The 16,941-nt window shown below is 57.1% G+C and carries 12 protein-coding genes; 5 read left to right on the top strand and 7 right to left on the bottom strand.

Going from position 1 to position 16,941, the window contains the following annotated elements; translation table 11 throughout:
• The first annotated feature begins 3 nt into the window (after window positions 1-3).
• Entirely contained in the window at window positions 4-882 is an 879-nt protein-coding gene (locus ACID345_RS21105) for an ATP-binding response regulator (RefSeq protein WP_011524865.1), read from the top strand.
• A gap of 56 nt (window positions 883-938) precedes the next feature.
• Here the strand turns inward: ACID345_RS21105 and ACID345_RS25955 are convergent, their stop codons facing one another.
• The 3 genes from ACID345_RS25955 to ACID345_RS21090 form a co-directional block, all read right to left on the bottom strand.
• Window positions 939-1,898 (bottom strand): BON domain-containing protein, encoded by a 960-nt coding sequence (locus ACID345_RS25955; protein ID WP_011524864.1) that lies wholly within the window; start codon window positions 1,896-1,898, stop codon window positions 939-941.
• Between the two features lie 125 nt (window positions 1,899-2,023).
• On the bottom strand, window positions 2,024-2,665 hold the full coding sequence (locus tag ACID345_RS21095; RefSeq protein ID WP_011524863.1) for a response regulator: 642 nt from the start codon (window positions 2,663-2,665) through the stop codon (window positions 2,024-2,026).
• A gap of 386 nt (window positions 2,666-3,051) precedes the next feature.
• Window positions 3,052-3,801, bottom strand: a complete 750-nt coding sequence (locus ACID345_RS21090; RefSeq protein ID WP_011524862.1) for a sensor histidine kinase — start codon at window positions 3,799-3,801, stop codon at window positions 3,052-3,054.
• A gap of 198 nt (window positions 3,802-3,999) precedes the next feature.
• Here ACID345_RS21090 and ACID345_RS21085 point away from each other — a divergent pair, with 198 nt between their 5' ends.
• The gene (locus tag ACID345_RS21085) at window positions 4,000-4,389 is read left to right on the top strand and encodes a response regulator transcription factor (protein ID WP_011524861.1); all 390 of its coding nucleotides are present in this window, start codon (window positions 4,000-4,002) and stop codon (window positions 4,387-4,389) included.
• 156 nt (window positions 4,390-4,545) lie between these two features.
• Entirely contained in the window at window positions 4,546-6,741 is a 2,196-nt protein-coding gene (locus tag ACID345_RS21080) for a beta-glucosidase (RefSeq protein WP_011524860.1), read from the top strand.
• Between the two features lie 47 nt (window positions 6,742-6,788).
• On the opposite strand, the gene ACID345_RS21075 is transcribed toward ACID345_RS21080, so the two are convergent.
• The 3 genes from ACID345_RS21075 to ACID345_RS21065 form a co-directional block, all read right to left on the bottom strand.
• Window positions 6,789-7,886, bottom strand: a complete 1,098-nt coding sequence (locus ACID345_RS21075; RefSeq protein ID WP_011524859.1) for a response regulator — start codon at window positions 7,884-7,886, stop codon at window positions 6,789-6,791.
• Entirely contained in the window at window positions 7,861-11,841 is a 3,981-nt protein-coding gene (locus ACID345_RS25950) for a response regulator (protein ID WP_011524858.1), read from the bottom strand. The genes ACID345_RS21075 and ACID345_RS25950 overlap by 26 nt, the downstream gene beginning before the upstream one ends.
• 339 nt (window positions 11,842-12,180) lie before the next feature.
• Window positions 12,181-13,056: a MurR/RpiR family transcriptional regulator gene (locus tag ACID345_RS21065; RefSeq protein ID WP_011524857.1), complete on the bottom strand. Its 876-nt coding sequence runs from the start codon at window positions 13,054-13,056 to the stop codon at window positions 12,181-12,183.
• A gap of 130 nt (window positions 13,057-13,186) precedes the next feature.
• On the opposite strand from ACID345_RS21065, the gene ACID345_RS21060 reads away from it, so the two are divergent.
• Window positions 13,187-14,065 carry a C40 family peptidase gene (locus ACID345_RS21060; RefSeq protein ID WP_011524856.1) on the top strand — a complete coding sequence of 293 codons (879 nt, stop codon included), beginning with the start codon at window positions 13,187-13,189 and terminating at the stop codon, window positions 14,063-14,065.
• Window positions 14,062-15,177 (top strand): dipeptide epimerase, encoded by a 1,116-nt coding sequence (locus tag ACID345_RS21055; RefSeq protein WP_011524855.1) that lies wholly within the window; start codon window positions 14,062-14,064, stop codon window positions 15,175-15,177. The genes ACID345_RS21060 and ACID345_RS21055 overlap by 4 nt, the downstream gene beginning before the upstream one ends.
• On the opposite strand, the gene ACID345_RS21050 is transcribed toward ACID345_RS21055, so the two are convergent.
• Complete coding sequence (locus ACID345_RS21050; protein WP_011524854.1) at window positions 15,161-16,921, bottom strand: sensor histidine kinase; 1,761 nt, start codon at window positions 16,919-16,921, stop codon at window positions 15,161-15,163. The two genes, ACID345_RS21055 and ACID345_RS21050, sit on opposite strands and share 17 nt — an antisense overlap.
• Between the last annotated feature and the right edge of the window lie 20 nt (window positions 16,922-16,941).

Raw genomic sequence — 16,941 nt, 5'->3', positions numbered from 1 at the left:
CCCATGGAGTCGATCCGCAGGGCGATGATCATCGGGCCGGATTCCGATCTGGTCGGCCAGATTCGTGCGTCCATGTCAGGCTGGCAGATTGTTCGAGTCGCGACGAATCTCGAGGCCCAAACCGCGGCAAGCGGCAGCGCATTCGATCTGATCATCACCGGTGAGAACACCAGTGCCGCTACTGATATCGACCTTCTGCGGCAGATCCGGCGGATTCGACTACACACGCGGATGATCATTCTGGCCAGCGGGAGCACTCCTGAAGATGTCATTGCTTCGCTACGCGAACACGCATTTGGCTGCTTTACCGCGCCCTTTGAGCCCACGTCCCTCGCTGAGATGATTCAGATTGCAGCGGATGGAGAATGCTGGGACGACGGAATCGAAGTGATCTCCGCCACTCCGGCGTGGGTGAAACTCGCCGCACGCTGCGATCGCCGGACTGCGGAGAGGCTGTTGCAATTCTTCCAGGAGATGGTGGACCTTGATCCGCCGGAGAAGGAAGACGTCGCGTATGCATTTCGCGAGATGCTTCTCAACGCGATGGAACACGGCGGCCACTTCGATCCGCAACAATATGTTGAGATTTCCTACTTGCGAGGCCGCCGCGCCGTTGCGTGTCGGGTGAAAGACCCTGGCGCGGGATTTTCGCTTGAAGAATTGAAACACGCCGCGGTTAACAATCCTCCCGAGGATCCCACCCGTCATCTGTTGGCGCGGGAAGAACAGTCCTTAAGACCTGGCGGCCTCGGTATCCTGCTGTCGCAAAGCATGGTGGATGAGCTGATCTACAGCGAAAAGGGGAATGAGGTGTTGTTGGTGAAATATTTGGATCCCGATCGCAGGGCGTCATCCAGCGCTAACGGGTCTTCTAGAGGATGAAGAGAAAAGCGGTCGGAGGCTGGCCCTCACGACCGCTCGGTAACTGTCCCTTCAATTTATTCGGGCTTCAGTGTGAGAGGCTCCTCAAGCTCGAAGCTGACTACCGCCTCCGATGCAAGTTGGATATCGCGATCGTTGCCGGTCGTTGCTGCACCAATCGTTCCGGCAGTCACTCCCACCAACGCCCCGATTCCGGCGCCTTTGCCGCCGCCAGCAAGTCCGCCGATCGCGGCACCTGCCCCGGCGCCTCCGGCCACGACGCCCGCGGTGCGCTTACCTTTTCCCTTCGTGGCCCGGGACAAGTCCACTGTGTTGATGTTGTATGTGTGACCCTTGATGGTAAGGGCAGTGAGATCAAGGGTGAGAACTGCGCCGCCCTTGAACTTGCCGGCCTTCTTCGCGTCACGAACCACCCCCTGAGCGCTCGATCCTGAAGGGATCACGGTTCTCCCGCCGACTGTAATTGGGTTCGCCATACTCGCCGCGAAGGTCTGTCCCGGTTGAGCGTTTTTCGAACTCAAGGGCTCCCCTAAACGAACGTTGAAAATCGTTCCAGCAGGCAATACAACCGGTTTCGGCGGCGGAGGCGGCTCCGGTTCGGACTTTGCCGGTTCAGGCGCGGGCTCTGGCGCTGCTGCGGACGAGCCGCCTGCTGCCGGTGCAGTGCCGGCCGGAGCGGTTCCTGCAGCCGCTAGCGGTTGACTTGCAGCCAGCGTTTCCGCCGAAGGGTCTACGATGATCTCATCTTCGACGGAGACCACACCCGGCTCGGCCTTCGCGAGAGTTTTGGCTTTGATCCGCTCTGCTTCGGTTTCGACAGTGCCGTGGATGGTGACCTTTCCCTCGGCTGAATCGACTTCGAGGCCATTATCCTTTAAGTCCGCTAAGTCCGCGTCGGCATTGACCTTGTTTTGAATATCGCTCTTAATCAAATTGTCATCCGGCTTTTTCGTGCAACTCAGCCAGAATGTGATCATCATGATCAACACGAAGTGCAGCATGAAGCGTTTACGCATAGTCTCTCCTCAAGGGTATTCAAGCGAACTGTGACGGCGCGCCACGGCAAGGCGCAATGCCATTTCAGCACGAATGCTAAGAAACTGTCGGTGATTGCAGATACTGGCAACTTTTACAGTCGGCACTAAGCGGGAAGAATGTGCTTCTTGATCGCGTAGCGCACCAGCTCGGCGTTGTTGCGGGCATGTACCGCCTTCATAATACGGTATTTATGAAAGGCGACGGTGCGTGTCGTGAGCTTTAAAATGGCCCCGACTTCCTTCATCGACCGGCCTTCCGCCAGGAGTTGCAAAACCTCGCGCTGACGCTCGGTGAGCGGTACATCGGAATCGATCCCAAATCCGGGACGAGTGGGTGAAGCTGCGCTCTCGCGCGCCAGCGATGGGGAGAGGTAGGTGTGTCCGGAAAGAACTTCCTGGACAGCGGTGACCAGTTCAGCAGCCGCACCCGTCTTTACGACGTACGCGGATGCACCACAGCGAAACGCTTCCTTCACGAGTTCGGGTTCCTCGCTCATCGTGAGAAACACCAGTTGCACGGCGGGAGATGCTTTCTTAATTTGCTGGCCGGCGTCCAACCCGTTCAAGAGCGGCATGTTGATGTCGATGACGACAACGTTCGGTTGCAGTTGTGACGCAGAGTGCACGAGCGCCCTGCCATCACGCACCACTGCCACCACGTCGTAGTCGCCTTCAAGCAACTTCTTACATGCTTCCGCGACGAGCGTGTGGTCATCGGCAATGATGATGCGTGCGCGAGGTGGCATCGGTTTCACGATTCGGAACGCTGTCAATCTATGTTCCAGAGGCACGTTCATGTACTGGCAAAAATGTCAGTTGCCGAGATCGCGAACACTCGCGGTGCTACATCGTGAAACGATATTGTTGCTCGGCGTGAAGAAAATTCCCTGAAGGGTTTCTGATCCAGTCTAGTATTTCTGCCAGTTTTAATGCGATTTCGGAACGTCTAAGCTGCAAAACAATTGAGCGAACCCGAAATGGACGCATAACCCCCAAGCCCGCGACGTAGCTTCCCGCCACGTCGCGTGCTCCTCATTTCGTAAGGAATGTTGGGATACAGAGACAGCGAGTCGGATGCACGCAGCTCATCTTCGGGTAATCCGTTGGGTTACCCTTTTTTCTTGCCTGCGAATCAACGGGACAACGGAATAGAAGCTTCGATAGCGGTGCCTTCGCCCGACGCCGATCGAACCAAAAGCGATCCCGATGCCAGTCGCAAGCGCTCGCGCATACTCAGAAACCCGAGTCCTTCGGACTGCGCTCTAAGATCGAAACCACTGCCGTTGTCGCGAATCGTAAGAACGACTGCGTTCGATCTCTGAGACAGTTCAACCACGAGTTCCGTTGCGCTTCCATGTTTTATCGCGTTGGTAATGGCTTCTTCCGCGATCCGGTACAGGCACAAAGCCGATTCTCTCGGAAGAGCGTCCGAAATATCCGCGCCGGAAAACGTTACCGAGATACCACGCTGCGCACGAACCTGGTCACAGAGGCCGCGTATCGCAGCTACAGCTCCCAGGCGATCGAGAACGGACGGATGCAGTTGGCGCGAGAGCGCGTGAATGTCCGCAGCAAGATCGGTGACACTCTTGTGCATGTCCATTAACGCCGCTCTGAGAGTTGCCTTTTTTTGAGGCAGGTTCATGGCTAGCGCTTCTAGTTGGATTGCCAGCAGAGCCAGTCTTTGACTCGTGTCGTCGTGCAACTCGCGGGCGAGATAGCTACGCTCTTCTTCGTGTGCCGTAATCAACTTTTGGCTGAGGCTCTTCAGTTCCTCCTGCGCCTTCATTAACTCCGTCACATCAGGAACCTTTTCGGCGTGGCGCGGATCGCGGAGTGCTTTTTTTAGATTGGGCGCTCGAGATTTTGGCAGGTGAGACATTTTGTACCGCCGCCGAAAAAGGATCAGTTTTGAGGGGGTCGAAACCGTCACTTGGACGATTCAATTGAGTTTTGGCTGGCAACATTGTAGCTCGAAGTAGCTCTGGCAGCGGCCAACCGGGCTGCCACCTTCCTGCCATAACTGTCATCCAAAACTTATGGCCGGCGAGCGGGTTCTTTTAGACGGAGGTACCACGCAGTGAAGGCTCGGGTCTTGGTTGTGGACGACAACAAACAGTTCCTGGAATCAATTGCAGATTTGCTGGGACCGCATTTTGAAGTTGTAGGTTTTGCGAGCAACGGGTTAGACGCAATTTCGGAGTATCGCCGACTGCGACCGGACCTGGTTGTGCTGGACGTTTCCATGCCCGTACTCGACGGTTTTGCGGCGGCGCGAGAACTCGCGAAATCTGAGCAGGACGTGCGGATCGTATTTCTGAGCGTGGAGTATAGCGCTGACCTTCGAGACCTCGCTCGCAACACCGGGGTGCTAGGGTGCGTTTCGAAGCTGCGGATGTATCAGGACCTCGTGACTGCCGCGAAACTGGTTCTTGAGGGACGAGAATTTTGTTCCCCGATCCCCGCGTAGAAACCAGCGATATTTTCGAGATCCCCTCTCTTACATAGATTATGGATCGGTGTTGCTCGGTGCCGATCTCTCATGTACCCTACTCCGCGGCGTTTAGAATAACGATTTGCTAGCGCACCGCGACCCCAATCGCGATCCGCTACGGAGTCCCCACCTATGAAGATTTCTCGCGTATTTCTTGCCACCACTTTAGCGCTGTCAATGTTTGGTTCTGCGCAGCGCCCGGATCCCAGGGCCGAACTCATGAAGAAGCCCTGGATGGACAAAAACAAATCCGCCGATGAGCGCGCCGAACTCGTGCTGAAGGAAATGACTGTAGACGAGAAGATCAACCTCATCCACGGCCAGGGCATGGAAGAAATGGCAGAGTTCGGGATTCCGATGCCGAACAAGGCGCTCGGAAATGGCGGCGCCGGATTCGTCCTCGGTGTGGAACGGCTTGGAATCCCGCTCATCCAGATGAGCGATGCGGCGTATGGCGTTCGTAGCAGCGCAAAGAATGGCCGGTATTCCACAGCGTTACCGTCGAACCTGGGCTCAGCCGCGAGTTGGGACCCGCAGGCCGCGTGCGAGTATGGCGCACTCATCGGTCGTGAACTGCGCGCGCAGGGCTACAACATGACACTCGGCGGAGGGGTGAACATCACCCGCGAACCGCGCAACGGCCGCACCTTCGAATACATGGGCGAAGACCCGATTCTCGCTGGAACTTTGGTTGGCAATCGGATCAAGTGTGAGCAGGCGCAGCACGTCATCGGCGACACGAAGCACTATGCCGTCAACGACCAGGAGAGCGGTCGAACGGAAGTTGACGTCGTGATCAGCAAGCGCGCGATGCGCGAGACCGACCTTCTCGCGTTTGAAATCGGTATCGAGATCGGACAGCCGGGCGCAGTGATGTGCTCGTACAACCTGGTGAACGGCACGTACGCTTGCCAGAACAAGTATCTGCTTACCGATGTTTTGAAGAAGGACTGGAACTTTAAGGGCTTCGTAGTTTCCGATTGGGGGGCCACCCACAGCACGATCGAATCGTCCGCTGCCGGCCTAGACAACGAACAGCCATTCGGCATTTTCTATTCCGACAAATTCAAGGCCGGTCTCGACTCGGGCAAAATCCCAATGTCGGAACTCGACGACCATGTTCGGCGCATTCTGCGCACCGAGTTTGCGTCAGGCATCGTCGACAATCCGGTTGTGAAAGCTGTCGTTGATGTTGAAGCAGGTCTCGAAACCGCGCGCAAGATCGAAGAGGGGAGCATCGTTCTTCTAAAGAATGGCAACAACATTCTTCCGCTCGACAAAGACTCGATCAAGTCTGTCGCAATTATCGGAGAGAAGGCCGATTTCGGAATGATCTCTGGTGGTGGCTCCGCGCAGGTGGATCCTCCGGGTCCGTCGCATGAGTGGCAAGCCCATGTCTGGTTCCCAACCTCGCCGCTGAAGGCTGTGCAAGCCAAGCTACCGAATGCGAAAGTTGACTGGCGCTCCGGCTCGGACAAGAGCAAAGCCGCCGCGCTTGCCAAGCAGTCCGACATCGCGATCGTGTTTGTACATCAATGGATCAGTGAAGGCATGGACCTGCCTGATCTGACACTGCCTTTCGGCCAGGATGAACTGATCGAGCGCGTTGCCGCTGCAAATCCGCGGACGATTGTTGTTCTAGAATCCGGTACTGCGGTCACCATGCCGTGGCTCGATAAAGTCAGCGGCGTAGTGGAAGCCTGGTACGGAGGCAGCAAGGGTGCCGACGCCGTCGCGAACATTTTGTTCGGCGATGTGAATCCCTCCGGAAAGCTGCCGATGACTTTCCCGCGCAGCGTAGAAGACGTGCCGCATCCGAAGCTCGCGGTGCCTCCCCCGAACCCGAATCCAATGGAAACCTATATGCACCCCGAACTCGCGAAGGCTACGGTCACAGCGACATACGACGAGGGCGTAAAAGTCGGGTACAAGTGGTATGACGCCGAGAAGAAGCCGGTCCTGTTCCCGTTTGGCTTCGGGCTCTCCTACACCACGTATCAGTACAGCGGATTGAAGGTTTCCAGCGGGAAGACGACAACTGTGAGCTTCACGGTGAAAAATACCGGAAAGCGAGGGGGCGACGAGATCGCGCAAGTCTACGCATCGCTTCCGGCGGAAGCGCAGGAGCCTCCGAAGCGTTTGGTGGGCTTCACCAAAGTCCATCTTAATGCGGGTGAATCGAAGGAAGTGAGCGTAACCGTGCCAGCGAAATATCTATCGGTCTTCGATGAAGCGTCGAACGGATGGAAGCTGGTTCCGGGCAGCTATAGCTTTATGGTCGGCGGATCGTCGCAAGACCTTCCGCAGAAACAATCGGCTACGTTCTAAGCGACAAGACTTCGCGGGCGTCTCGCGCAATGCGGGCGCCCGCTTATTTAGTCCGCGAATTTGCCGGCAACTTCCTCGAACTTTTCGTTGATTTCAAGAAAGGCGTCCACGATATCGGAATCGAAGTGCAGCCCCCTGCCTTCCTTCATGATTGTGATGATCTTCTCGTGCGCCATTGGTTCTTTGTAGGCGCGGCGACACTTGAGGGCGTCGTAGACGTCGGCGACAGCCATCAGGCGCGCTGCGATCGGAATATCGTCGCCCGACAATCCTTCCGGATATCCTGTGCCATCCCACTTTTCCTGATGCGAGAGGGCGATCTCTTTCGCAGTGTGCAAAAACGCGACGTCCATGCCAAGGGATTTTTCCGCATGCGCGATGGCGTCGTGGCCCAGCGTCGTGTGGGTCTTCATGATCTCAAATTCTTCCGGAGTCAATTTACCCGGCTTTAGCAGTATGCTGTCCGGAATCCCTACTTTCCCGATGTCGTGCAGCGGCGCCGATTTGAACAAGACATTGATACTGCGGTCGTCGAGATATCCGGAAAAGCGTGGATGGTTTTTCAGGTGTTCGGCCAGAAGCCTCACGTAGTGCTGGGTTCGACGGATATGGTTGCCCGTATCGGTGTCGCGCGTTTCTGCTAGCGACGCCATCACGAAGATGGTTACATCCTGTACGGCAACCACCTCACGGGTTCGCTTTTCCACTTCTTTTTCGAGGAAGTCGTTCTGGTCGCGCAGGAAGTCTGCTGCGGCCTTCAGCGTGAGGTGGGTTTTCACTCGCGCCATGACGATCGGCGGACTGAGCGGCTTCGTGATGTAATCCACTGCACCTAGTTCGAACCCCATCTGCTCATCTTCGACCTGTGATTTTGCGGTCAAGAAAATCACAGGGATGCCGCGGGTGTGCGGATCCGCTTTGAGCTGCCGGCATACTTCGTAGCCATCCATCTCCGGCATCATGATGTCGAGCAGGATGAGGTCGGGCGGATTGTCCGCCTGCGCGATCTTCAGCGCCCGCGCTCCGCCGTTCGCCACTTTGACACGGTACAGGTCCTTCAGCAGCCCGCCCACAAGGGCGAGATTGTCTGGGGTATCGTCAACTACCAGAACCGTGGACTTATGTTGTTCCTGCGGATTGTCCATGTGTCTCACCTTGTGGCAGCGATTCCATAGCTTTCGTCAACGCTGCGAGTCCTGCCTCGAAATTGAAGGCCCGAATACTGTTCTCAATTGTGCGGAAGTGTTCCGGATAAGCGGACCGCAGGAGATCGCGATGTTCCTGCAAAAGATCGGTGGAAGCGGAGTCATCGTCCTTCAGCAATCTCAGAAGTTCTTGCGAAACAGCCGCGAGCTTAGCGGCATCCACAGGCGCACTCTGAACGACGCTTTCTTCTGCCGGGAATGCCGCCGAAAGAGCCGAGATAAGCTTCTGCTGAATTTCGGCGAAGACGCTGACTCTTTCTCCTACGGTCGGGACATCGGCACCTGAACGGATCATGTTCTCCATTTCGGCCGCCAGCTCCTGCAACTGTCCTGCGCCGATGTTCCCATTGACCGATTTCGCGGTGTGCGCAATGCGCTCTGCGGTTTGGCGATCTCCAGCAGCCAGCGCCGCACGAAGTTCAGCGCAGACGCTCTTCTGATTGGTGATGTACCTCTGCAACAGTCCGGTATAGAGAGTTTTATTTCCCATTACCCTCTGGAGACCTTGCGCGGTATCAAGCCCCTCGATGGTTGGAAGAGCGACCGCAACTGCGGGAGGTTTTACGGCAGTCGCCTTGGCTTCCGGCGCCGCCTGAGACCTTGGCTTGATCCATTTCAGGAGAGTGTTGAACAGGTGATCAGGATCAATCGGCTTCGCGATGTGATCGTTCATGCCGGCGGCAATGCAGCGTTCCTTGTCCTGCTCCATTGCGTTCGCCGTCATGGCGATGATTGGCAGATCTTTGAAACGCGCTTGCTTACGGATTTCGCGGGTAGCCGCGAGTCCATCCATTTCCGGCATCTGCATGTCCATCAGAACGGCGTCGTAGGTTCGCTCGGCGAGCCGGGCGAGAGCTTGTTTGCCATCACCCGCAATCTCGACGTTGACCCCAACCTCGTTGAGTAATCCGGTGGCCACTTGTTGGTTAAATTCGTTGTCCTCGGCCAACAACACGACCGCGCCTTTCAAGTCGGCCAAGTGCGCAGCGATAGCGTTGTCCGAACCTTCGGATTGCCGGTCCTCCTGCCTCGAGCCACCCAACACCGCCATGATTGTGTCGAAGAGAAGGGAAGCCCCGACGGGCTTAATCAGGACATCCTCGATGCCAGCCTCCGCTGCGCCGCGCATCACCTCTTCGCGGCCGTATGCAGTCACCATCACCATCCTCGGTGAACGTTCGAGTCCAAGTCCGCGAATTGCCTTCGCTGTCTCGATTCCATCCATGCCCGGCATACGCCAATCGAGGAATGCAATGTCGTAGGGCGACTCTGCTTGCGCTGCCTGCCGTACCTGGTCAATTGCTTCGTGCCCGCCGTTCGCGGTGGTGACCTGGAAAGTCATGCTCGACAGCATCTCGTCCAGCACCTTGCGTGCGGACTCGTTGTCGTCCACAACGAGCACGCGACGGCCCCGCAGGTCTGAGACGGGAAGGTACTTGTCGGCTTTGCTCTGCCCGATGCCCATCCTTGCAGTGAACCAGAACGTGCTGCCCTTGCCAGGCTCACTCTCTACGCCCACTTCGCCGTGCATTAAGGCAGAGAGCTGTTTCGAGATCGCCAGTCCCAGGCCAGTTCCACCGTGTTTGCGAGTGGTGGAGGTATCGGCTTGCTGGAATGACTGAAATAGTCGAGCCTTCTGCTCAGCGGTCAGCCCCAAGCCTGTATCACGCACCGCGAAATAGAGCAGCACCTCGTCGTCAGTTCTCTCCTGCACCTTGGCGCCAATTACGATCTCACCGTGCTCAGTGAATTTCACCGCATTGCTGGCGTAGTTGGTGAGGATTTGCCCAAGACGAAGTGGGTCGCCAATTAAGTTGTGAGGCACATCCGGCGAAATATCAAAGATCAGTTCGAGGCCCTTCGCTGAGGCCTTCTCCCCGATGAGATTTGCCAATGTCTCCAGCACCTTCTCCAGGCTGAAGTCGATGCTTTCCACGTTCAACTTGCCTGCCTCGATCTTCGAGAAATCGAGGATGTCATTGATCACGCCGAGCAAGTGATGGCTGGAGATCTGAATCTTGTTCAAATAATCGCGTTGTTGCGGGGAAAGATTCGTTTTCAGCGCGAGGTGCGACATGCCAATAATCGCATTCATTGGCGTGCGGATCTCATGGCTCATGTTCGCCAGGAAGTCGCTTTTGGTTCGCGTCGCGTCCTCGGCCGCCTCACGGGCGCGTCGCAACTCGGCTTCGTTCTTCTTGCGCTCAGTGATGTCGCGGAATGCGACAACGGTGCCGACAGCCCGGCCGTCCTTCAGAACAGGAGTGGCTGCATATTCCGCGGGGAACGCCCCACCGTCTTTACGCCACAGCACTTCGTCGTCAACGGCGCACGCTTCTCCCGTGATCGCCGTTCTGTACATGGGACAGTCGTCCCGCGAATACGGCGACCCATCGGAGTGTGCGTAGTGGATTGTCGAGTGCAGGTGCGCGCCGACGATTCCGGCTTGGTCATAGCCCAGCATGTCAGCACCCGCCGGATTGATGAACGTGATGTATCCCTTGGCGTCCATTCCCGCGATGCCTTCGTCCACGGACCCCAGAATTAGCCGCGACTTCTCTTCCGTCTCGGCAATCTCTATGGCCTGCTGTTGAGTCCGTTCAAGCAGTTTCCTCGTTGCAAGATTGGCATTCAGGATCTCGAGGTTCAAAGCGATTGCGGGCAGGAGAGCATGAAGAAGCTCAATCTGTTCGGCCGTCAGTGTTCCCGCGCTGGCTAATTCCACGACTCCAATCACTTCGTCGCTCGTGGTTATGGGTACGAACCACAGTTGCGCCGGGCGAACGACGCCGATCCCAGCGGGGATACTCAGTTCGTTCTGTTCGGAGAGGTGGATTTGCAGTGCTCTTTTTTCGGCCACAGCCTGTCCGGCCAGCCCTTCCCCTGCCGCAAATTCGTTTGAGCCACCGGACCCGTCGAAAGCAAAGGTTGCCGAGCGGACGTAGCGTTGTCGAGCGCGGTCCAGGAAATACGCGGCGCCATAAACGATGCCAACCGACTCTGAAATACGCGAGAGCAGCGTCCGAGCGAAGGCTTCGTGGCTCTCGGACTTTTGCAGACTTTCAATCGTGGTCGCAACTTCGGATTTCAGCCAACGCTGTGTCTCACGCTCCTTCGCGGCGGTTTGAAGCGAATGCAGCGCCCGACTCATTTCGCCGATCTCATTCGGTAGCGCGAGGCCCTCGATCTTCTGGTCAAGTCGGTTCTCTGCGACATCGAGTACACGGTCACGGAAAGACAATATGACATCGACGACTTCGCGTTGAATGACGACTAACGAGAAACCAAAAGTCGCCACGATTCCCAGCCCCATGAAGGCCCACACGATCAGAATCGTGTGGTTTGTCTCCACGGTCAGTGCGGCGGACTCCTCGTCGAGCGCTTTCGACTGCAATGCGATCAGTGATTCCAAAGCATCGCGTGCCACCAGGAGCCGTGGCCCAGTCTTGTCCCGCATCAATGCCAGCGCTTTTACGTGGTCACCGGCGATGTTCGAATCCCGCACTGGGCGCGATTCGTTTATGGCCTGATTGAATAGAAATGTCGTATTTCTTGCGGATTCGGTTAACCTCGGACTCTGCTCGCCGGCTTCCGAGATTAAAGTGCTGACCTGGTTCGCGAGTTTGTCGAACTCTGCGTCTTCAGCGAGCGTTGCGGTCGAGTTCTCAGCCGCAATTTGTTCATACAGCAACAACCAAAAACGCGTGCACAAGGCTCGGGCATCGATCAGGTTTTGCAGGGTGTGCACATCCTTTGTCACTAATTCGCTGTACCTGCTGTCAACCTGTCGTAGCTGGAGACTGGAATACGCCACCGCGATGATTGCCATCACGACCAGCGGCAAGAGCGCGATCAGCAGCTTGCGACGAATTTTGAACTTAGAGAGAAGGCCCATCGCGTCCCCTTTGGCGCCTAAAGGCGGGATGTCAGACCGTCCGTGCACACTCCCGCGGCATGCCGAAAGCTGGCTTTATTGTGGGACAAACGCTATGTCGGGAGAGTAATTGCGGGTACTGGAAGAACTAACAGCAGAGGTTCAAGGGCGTGGAAGATCCTGCTGGCGGCAGGTTGGCGGGAAAGTCGTCGCGGATGAGGTTGAGTTTCGACACTCCGGGACCAATCCCAGCCGGGTCGATCGACCTAATTTTTTGGAAACGCAACAAATGTTTCAATTTTGTAGAAGAATTCATGCGCCTGTCGTATTCTCGTTCATGGGGCCAAAGCCGGAAACATTTCAGACGGGATACCAGCGGTAACCGTGGCGTTGTTCCTGGTCGAGTTTCTTGAGGGTTTTCATGGTGCGGGCTTCGCGATAATGGGCGCAGATCGTCAGCATGACATTAAACAGGCTCATCGGTGCGGCATACGACGTGCCAAGATGAGATTCAATCGAGGCGAGCAAACACTCGTCCGAGAAGCGGCAGATCGGCGAAACAAAGCTGTCCGTGATACCTACGCAGTACGCCCCATTGGCCCTCGCCTGCTTCATGCCTTCCACCGTCTGGCGCAACCCACGGCGGAAACTGATGGCGAACACCAGATCATGACGATCGAAACTGCGGACCGCGTTGATGGTCTTGCCAGGGGTGATGCCTGCTACCACGGTGAAGCCAAGCAGCGTGAGGTTGTACTCGAGGTACTCCGCCAGACTCGCCGCAAGGTCGCCACCAAGGACAAGGATTTTGCGCGCTGCATAAACGCGACGCGCAATTGCGACGATGCGATTCATGTCGAGCGTATTGCGCAATGCCTGCAGGTTCTGCAAGTCCTGGTCGAGCGCACGTGCGCCTTGCGAAAGCAGGCTGGAATTCGGCTTACTCACCGCCTGCATGCCGTCCAAAGAGGTCGCGCTCGCGATCGAAAGCTGGTGGAGGTAGGCCTTGAATTCGCGGTAGCTCTCAAAGCCGAGTCCACGGACGGTGCGCAGCACGGTCGCTGGGTCAGTGCCCAGCTTCGCTGCCACATCGCGGATGCTCAAGAGTACGTAGTCCCGCGGGCGTTCCTGCACCGGGCGGATCAGTTCGCTGCGCTTTTTACTCAGGCGTTCCATGCGTTCGGCGAAGCTCAACGTATGGTCGGGAACGACGACAACTTTCGCGGCGCTCTTCATGCCTGTCCTCTCCCAAAAAGAAACGAATGTTTCAGAGCATTATGCACACGGAACCGTCGTGAGGTCTATAAAATCCTGCTCCTAGGGGCCACACGACATCACTTTTTCGCAGCAGGTACCCGGAGGTGTAATGGATACCCGCAATTGTAAGCTTCTTACCTCATTTGTCCTGGCACTGAGCGCGTTCGCTCTGGGCGGAGGTCCCGCTCCAGACCGAGTGGTAGTCGTCCCGGTAGCGAATATGTATTCCTCACCGAGTGCTTCTTCGGACGTGGTCTCCCAGGCCATTCTTGGCAGCAATGTCGTGACTCTCCAGAAGAAAGGGAAGTGGGTTAAGGCCCAAACTTCCGATCAGTACACTGGATGGATCGAGAAGAGGGCCCTTCGCGATGCGAAAAATAGTTCGTACGCGACGACCGGCGATACCGTTCAGGTTACGAGTCTTTTCGCGAACGTCTATCGCGAAACCGATGTTACCGCCCATGCGCCGATCGTCACTCTCCCCTTCGAGAGCCGGGTCGAACTCATCGGTCACGGCAGCAATGACAACGGACGCTGGCTGCAAATCCGCTTGCCCGATAAGCAGACGGGCTGGATACAGTCCGGCGATGTCAGCGCGAATCCGAAGATCCTGACCATCCCCGAGTCGATCGAGCTTGCGAAGCGATTCCTGGGCATTCCGTACCTATGGGGCGGACGTTCGAGTTTCGGCTATGACTGCTCAGGCTTCACACAGATGCTCGTGCGCAGTCGTGGGATCTACATGCCGCGCGACGCGGATGTACAAGCGTCATGGACCGGCGTTATGCCCGTAGATCGCAAAGATCTTCAGGCTGGGGACCTTCTGTTCTTCGGTTCTTCGCCGCAGAAGATCACCCACACGGGAATGTACATCGGCAATGGCGAATTCATCCACGACACGACCAATACGCATCCCGTCGTGCAGATCAGCCAAATTGATGAAGAGCCCTGGACGCACTTGCTCGTTGCCTCAAGGAGAGTGAAATGAACCGTAGGGAACTCTTGCAACTCTCAACCGCCGCGGGAGCAGCGCTTCTGCTGAGCAATTCTGCGCTTGCCCAGGCATCGCAATCTACGGACGGTCACTGGCACACCAGTGTTGAGCGGCTGAAGCTGCGCCATACCTGGACGACCACGATGTCCAGCAGCGAATATCGTGACACGCTTCACGCCCGCTTTACGAGCGACGGTGTTGTCGGCTACGGCGAGGGTGCGCCGATCGTTCGATACCGCGAGGACGCGGCCACTGGCCAAAAAGCCCTCGAGTCGCAGATGGCCTTTCTGAACGCCGTCGATCCGTGGCATTTCGAGAAAGTCATGGCTGAACTGGCGCAGAAGATGGAGGGTAATTTCGCTGCGAAGGCTGCCATCGATATTGCCCTGATGGATTGGGCGGGCAAGCGCCTCAATGCGCCGATCTATCGCATGCTCGGCCTTGATGCCGCTGACGCGCCGGTCACGACGTTTTCCATTGGAATCGACACTCCTGAAATTACGCGGCAGAAGGTGCGCGAGGCCGAGGAATTCCCGGTCCTCAAAATCAAAGTTGGCCTCAAAACCGACGAGGCCACCGTCGAAGCTGTTCGGAGTGTCACGAAGAAGCCGCTGCGCGTAGATGCCAACGAAGGTTGGACAGATAAGGAAGAAGCTGTTCGCAAAATCAACTGGCTCGAATCGCAAGGTGTCGAGTTCGTGGAGCAGCCTATGCCGGCGCACATGATCGAAGAGACGCGCTGGGTACGCAGCAAGGTACATCTTCCCATTCTTGCCGATGAAGCCGCCGTGAACGCGCATGCAATTCCCGGGCTGATGAACGCTTATGACGGCATCAACGTGAAACTCGATAAATGTGGCGGCATCCAGCAGTCGCTAAAGATGATCAACGTTGCGAAAGCGCTTGGCATGAAGACGATGCTCGGCTGCATGGTTTCCACTTCCGTCAGCGTGACCGCGGCTGCTCACCTCTCGCCACTCGTGGACTACGCCGATCTAGATGGCAATTTGCTCATTGCCAACGATCCGTTCACAGGCGTCAAAGTTGAAAAAGGAAAGCTGGTGCTGCCGAACGGCCCGGGCTTGGGGCTTACAAAGAACTCTTAGCGAGGGGCGCGCGCCATCGGTCTGATCGCGTTGGTTGCGGCAGGACGATCCGCATCACGGTGTTGCCCGGCGACGACCACTCCACTTCGAGCGAGCCGCCGTGGTCCTGCACGATCTTCTGCGCGATCGTCAGCCCGAGTCCGGTACCGTTTTCTTTGCCGACGCTCACGAATGGCTGAAACAACTTTGTCGCGATCGACGGTTCCACTCCCGGTCCATTGTCACGAACCCGGATTTCAACTCCCGCGGAGCTCTCCGTGACGCTGATGACGACCTTGCCCGCGCGACTCTGCACCGCTTGGCATGCGTTCAACAGGAGGTTGTAGAAGACGCGCTCCATCTTTCTCCCGTCCACCCGCGTGTCCACTCCCGCTGCGCCCTCGACTTCGATACTCACCTTATGGAACTCGGGATGAGCCCGAATGAGTTCGATCGAGCGCAAAATGCTGCCTTCGATCGGTCCCTCAGTGAGCGTTAGCGCTTGCGCCGGACGCGACAGTTCAAGCAGAGAGTCAACAAGATCCGTCAGGCGATTCACCGCCACCCTGATTTCCATGTACAGCTCTTCGCGTTGTGTCGTGTTGAGATTAGCTTCGGCGAGGAATTCCGCATTCGCGAGCACGGCAGTCAGCGGATGGCGCAGGTCGTGCGAGATCGAACCAGCCATGCGTCCGATCGTCGCCAGTCGCTCGCTCTCAATCAAGCTCTGTTGCGTCGCGCGAAGGCGGTCACGCATATCCACGAAGGCCTGCGTCAACTTCACCACTTCTCCGCCACCACCTCCCGGCAGAGGGAACGCGAAGTCGCCGGTGCCGAGAGCGCTCACGCCTACTGCAAGGGTTTCGAGCGGACGGGTGAAGGTTCGCGCGATGAAGTAAACAAGGATGCTGCCCGCAAGTACCGCGGCAATCCCAATTACAAGAAGCAATCGCTGCAAACGCTGCAGGAAGGAGATGGCGTTGTCATAGGACTTCATCACGACCATCGTCACTGGCGTGGAATCGTCAGCGCTGAGGAGGATAGAAGTAGCGACGAACTTCTTCTGTCCCAGCAGGACATCTGCAGGCGAGGAATTGCTCGATCCCGTATGCTGCAGGAACTCGAGCGACGGCCGGTCGTTCAGCGTGCTTGCGACGACATTTCCGCGATAAAGCACGGCGACTTCACTGTCAGCCAGCCTTCCGACCTGGCGCGCCAGTGGACCATTGATTTCGTATCCAACTGCGATGACACCCAGCAGCGTGTCGTTGCTGCTCGGACCGAAATAGATCGGCTCGAGATACACCTCGTATAAGTGTCCGCCGGTGTACCACCATTCGAACGAATTTGCAGTGGGTGCGCGTTGCGAGAGCACGTGCTGGATCGGCGCCGACGGCACTCCGGCAGGGTTGGTGTGGAAGCCGACAACCTGGCCAGTTGGATCAACCAGGGCGAAAAGGTCTCGCTCGGAAAGCTTAAAAAGTTCCTCGGAAGCATCCTGAATGGTGGGCGCGTGGCGCGACGTCATCAGGGCTTTCACGATCGGGAGATCGGCGAGGAGTCGCGCGGAAGCGCGCAGGTTCTTCTCGCGCTCTAGTTGTTCCGCGCGAAAGTTCTCTACGGAGTTCTGGAGGTCGGCGACGATGCCTTCCCGTGCTCGCACCGCAACCGTGTGTTGCACCACCAGCAGAGTGCCAATGGTGAGGCCCGCGGATGTGAGCAGCATGGCGATCAGGAACTTGGTCCGCAGCCGAACCCCACCCATGCGCTTGCGCTCCCCCACGC

The sequence above is a fragment of the Candidatus Koribacter versatilis Ellin345 genome, from assembly GCF_000014005.1.
In the GTDB taxonomy this organism is placed as follows: domain Bacteria; phylum Acidobacteriota; class Terriglobia; order Terriglobales; family Acidobacteriaceae; genus Korobacter; species Korobacter versatilis_A.
The sequence above is the reverse complement of the archived record's forward strand: the minus strand, read 5'-3'. Positions and strand labels throughout refer to the sequence as shown.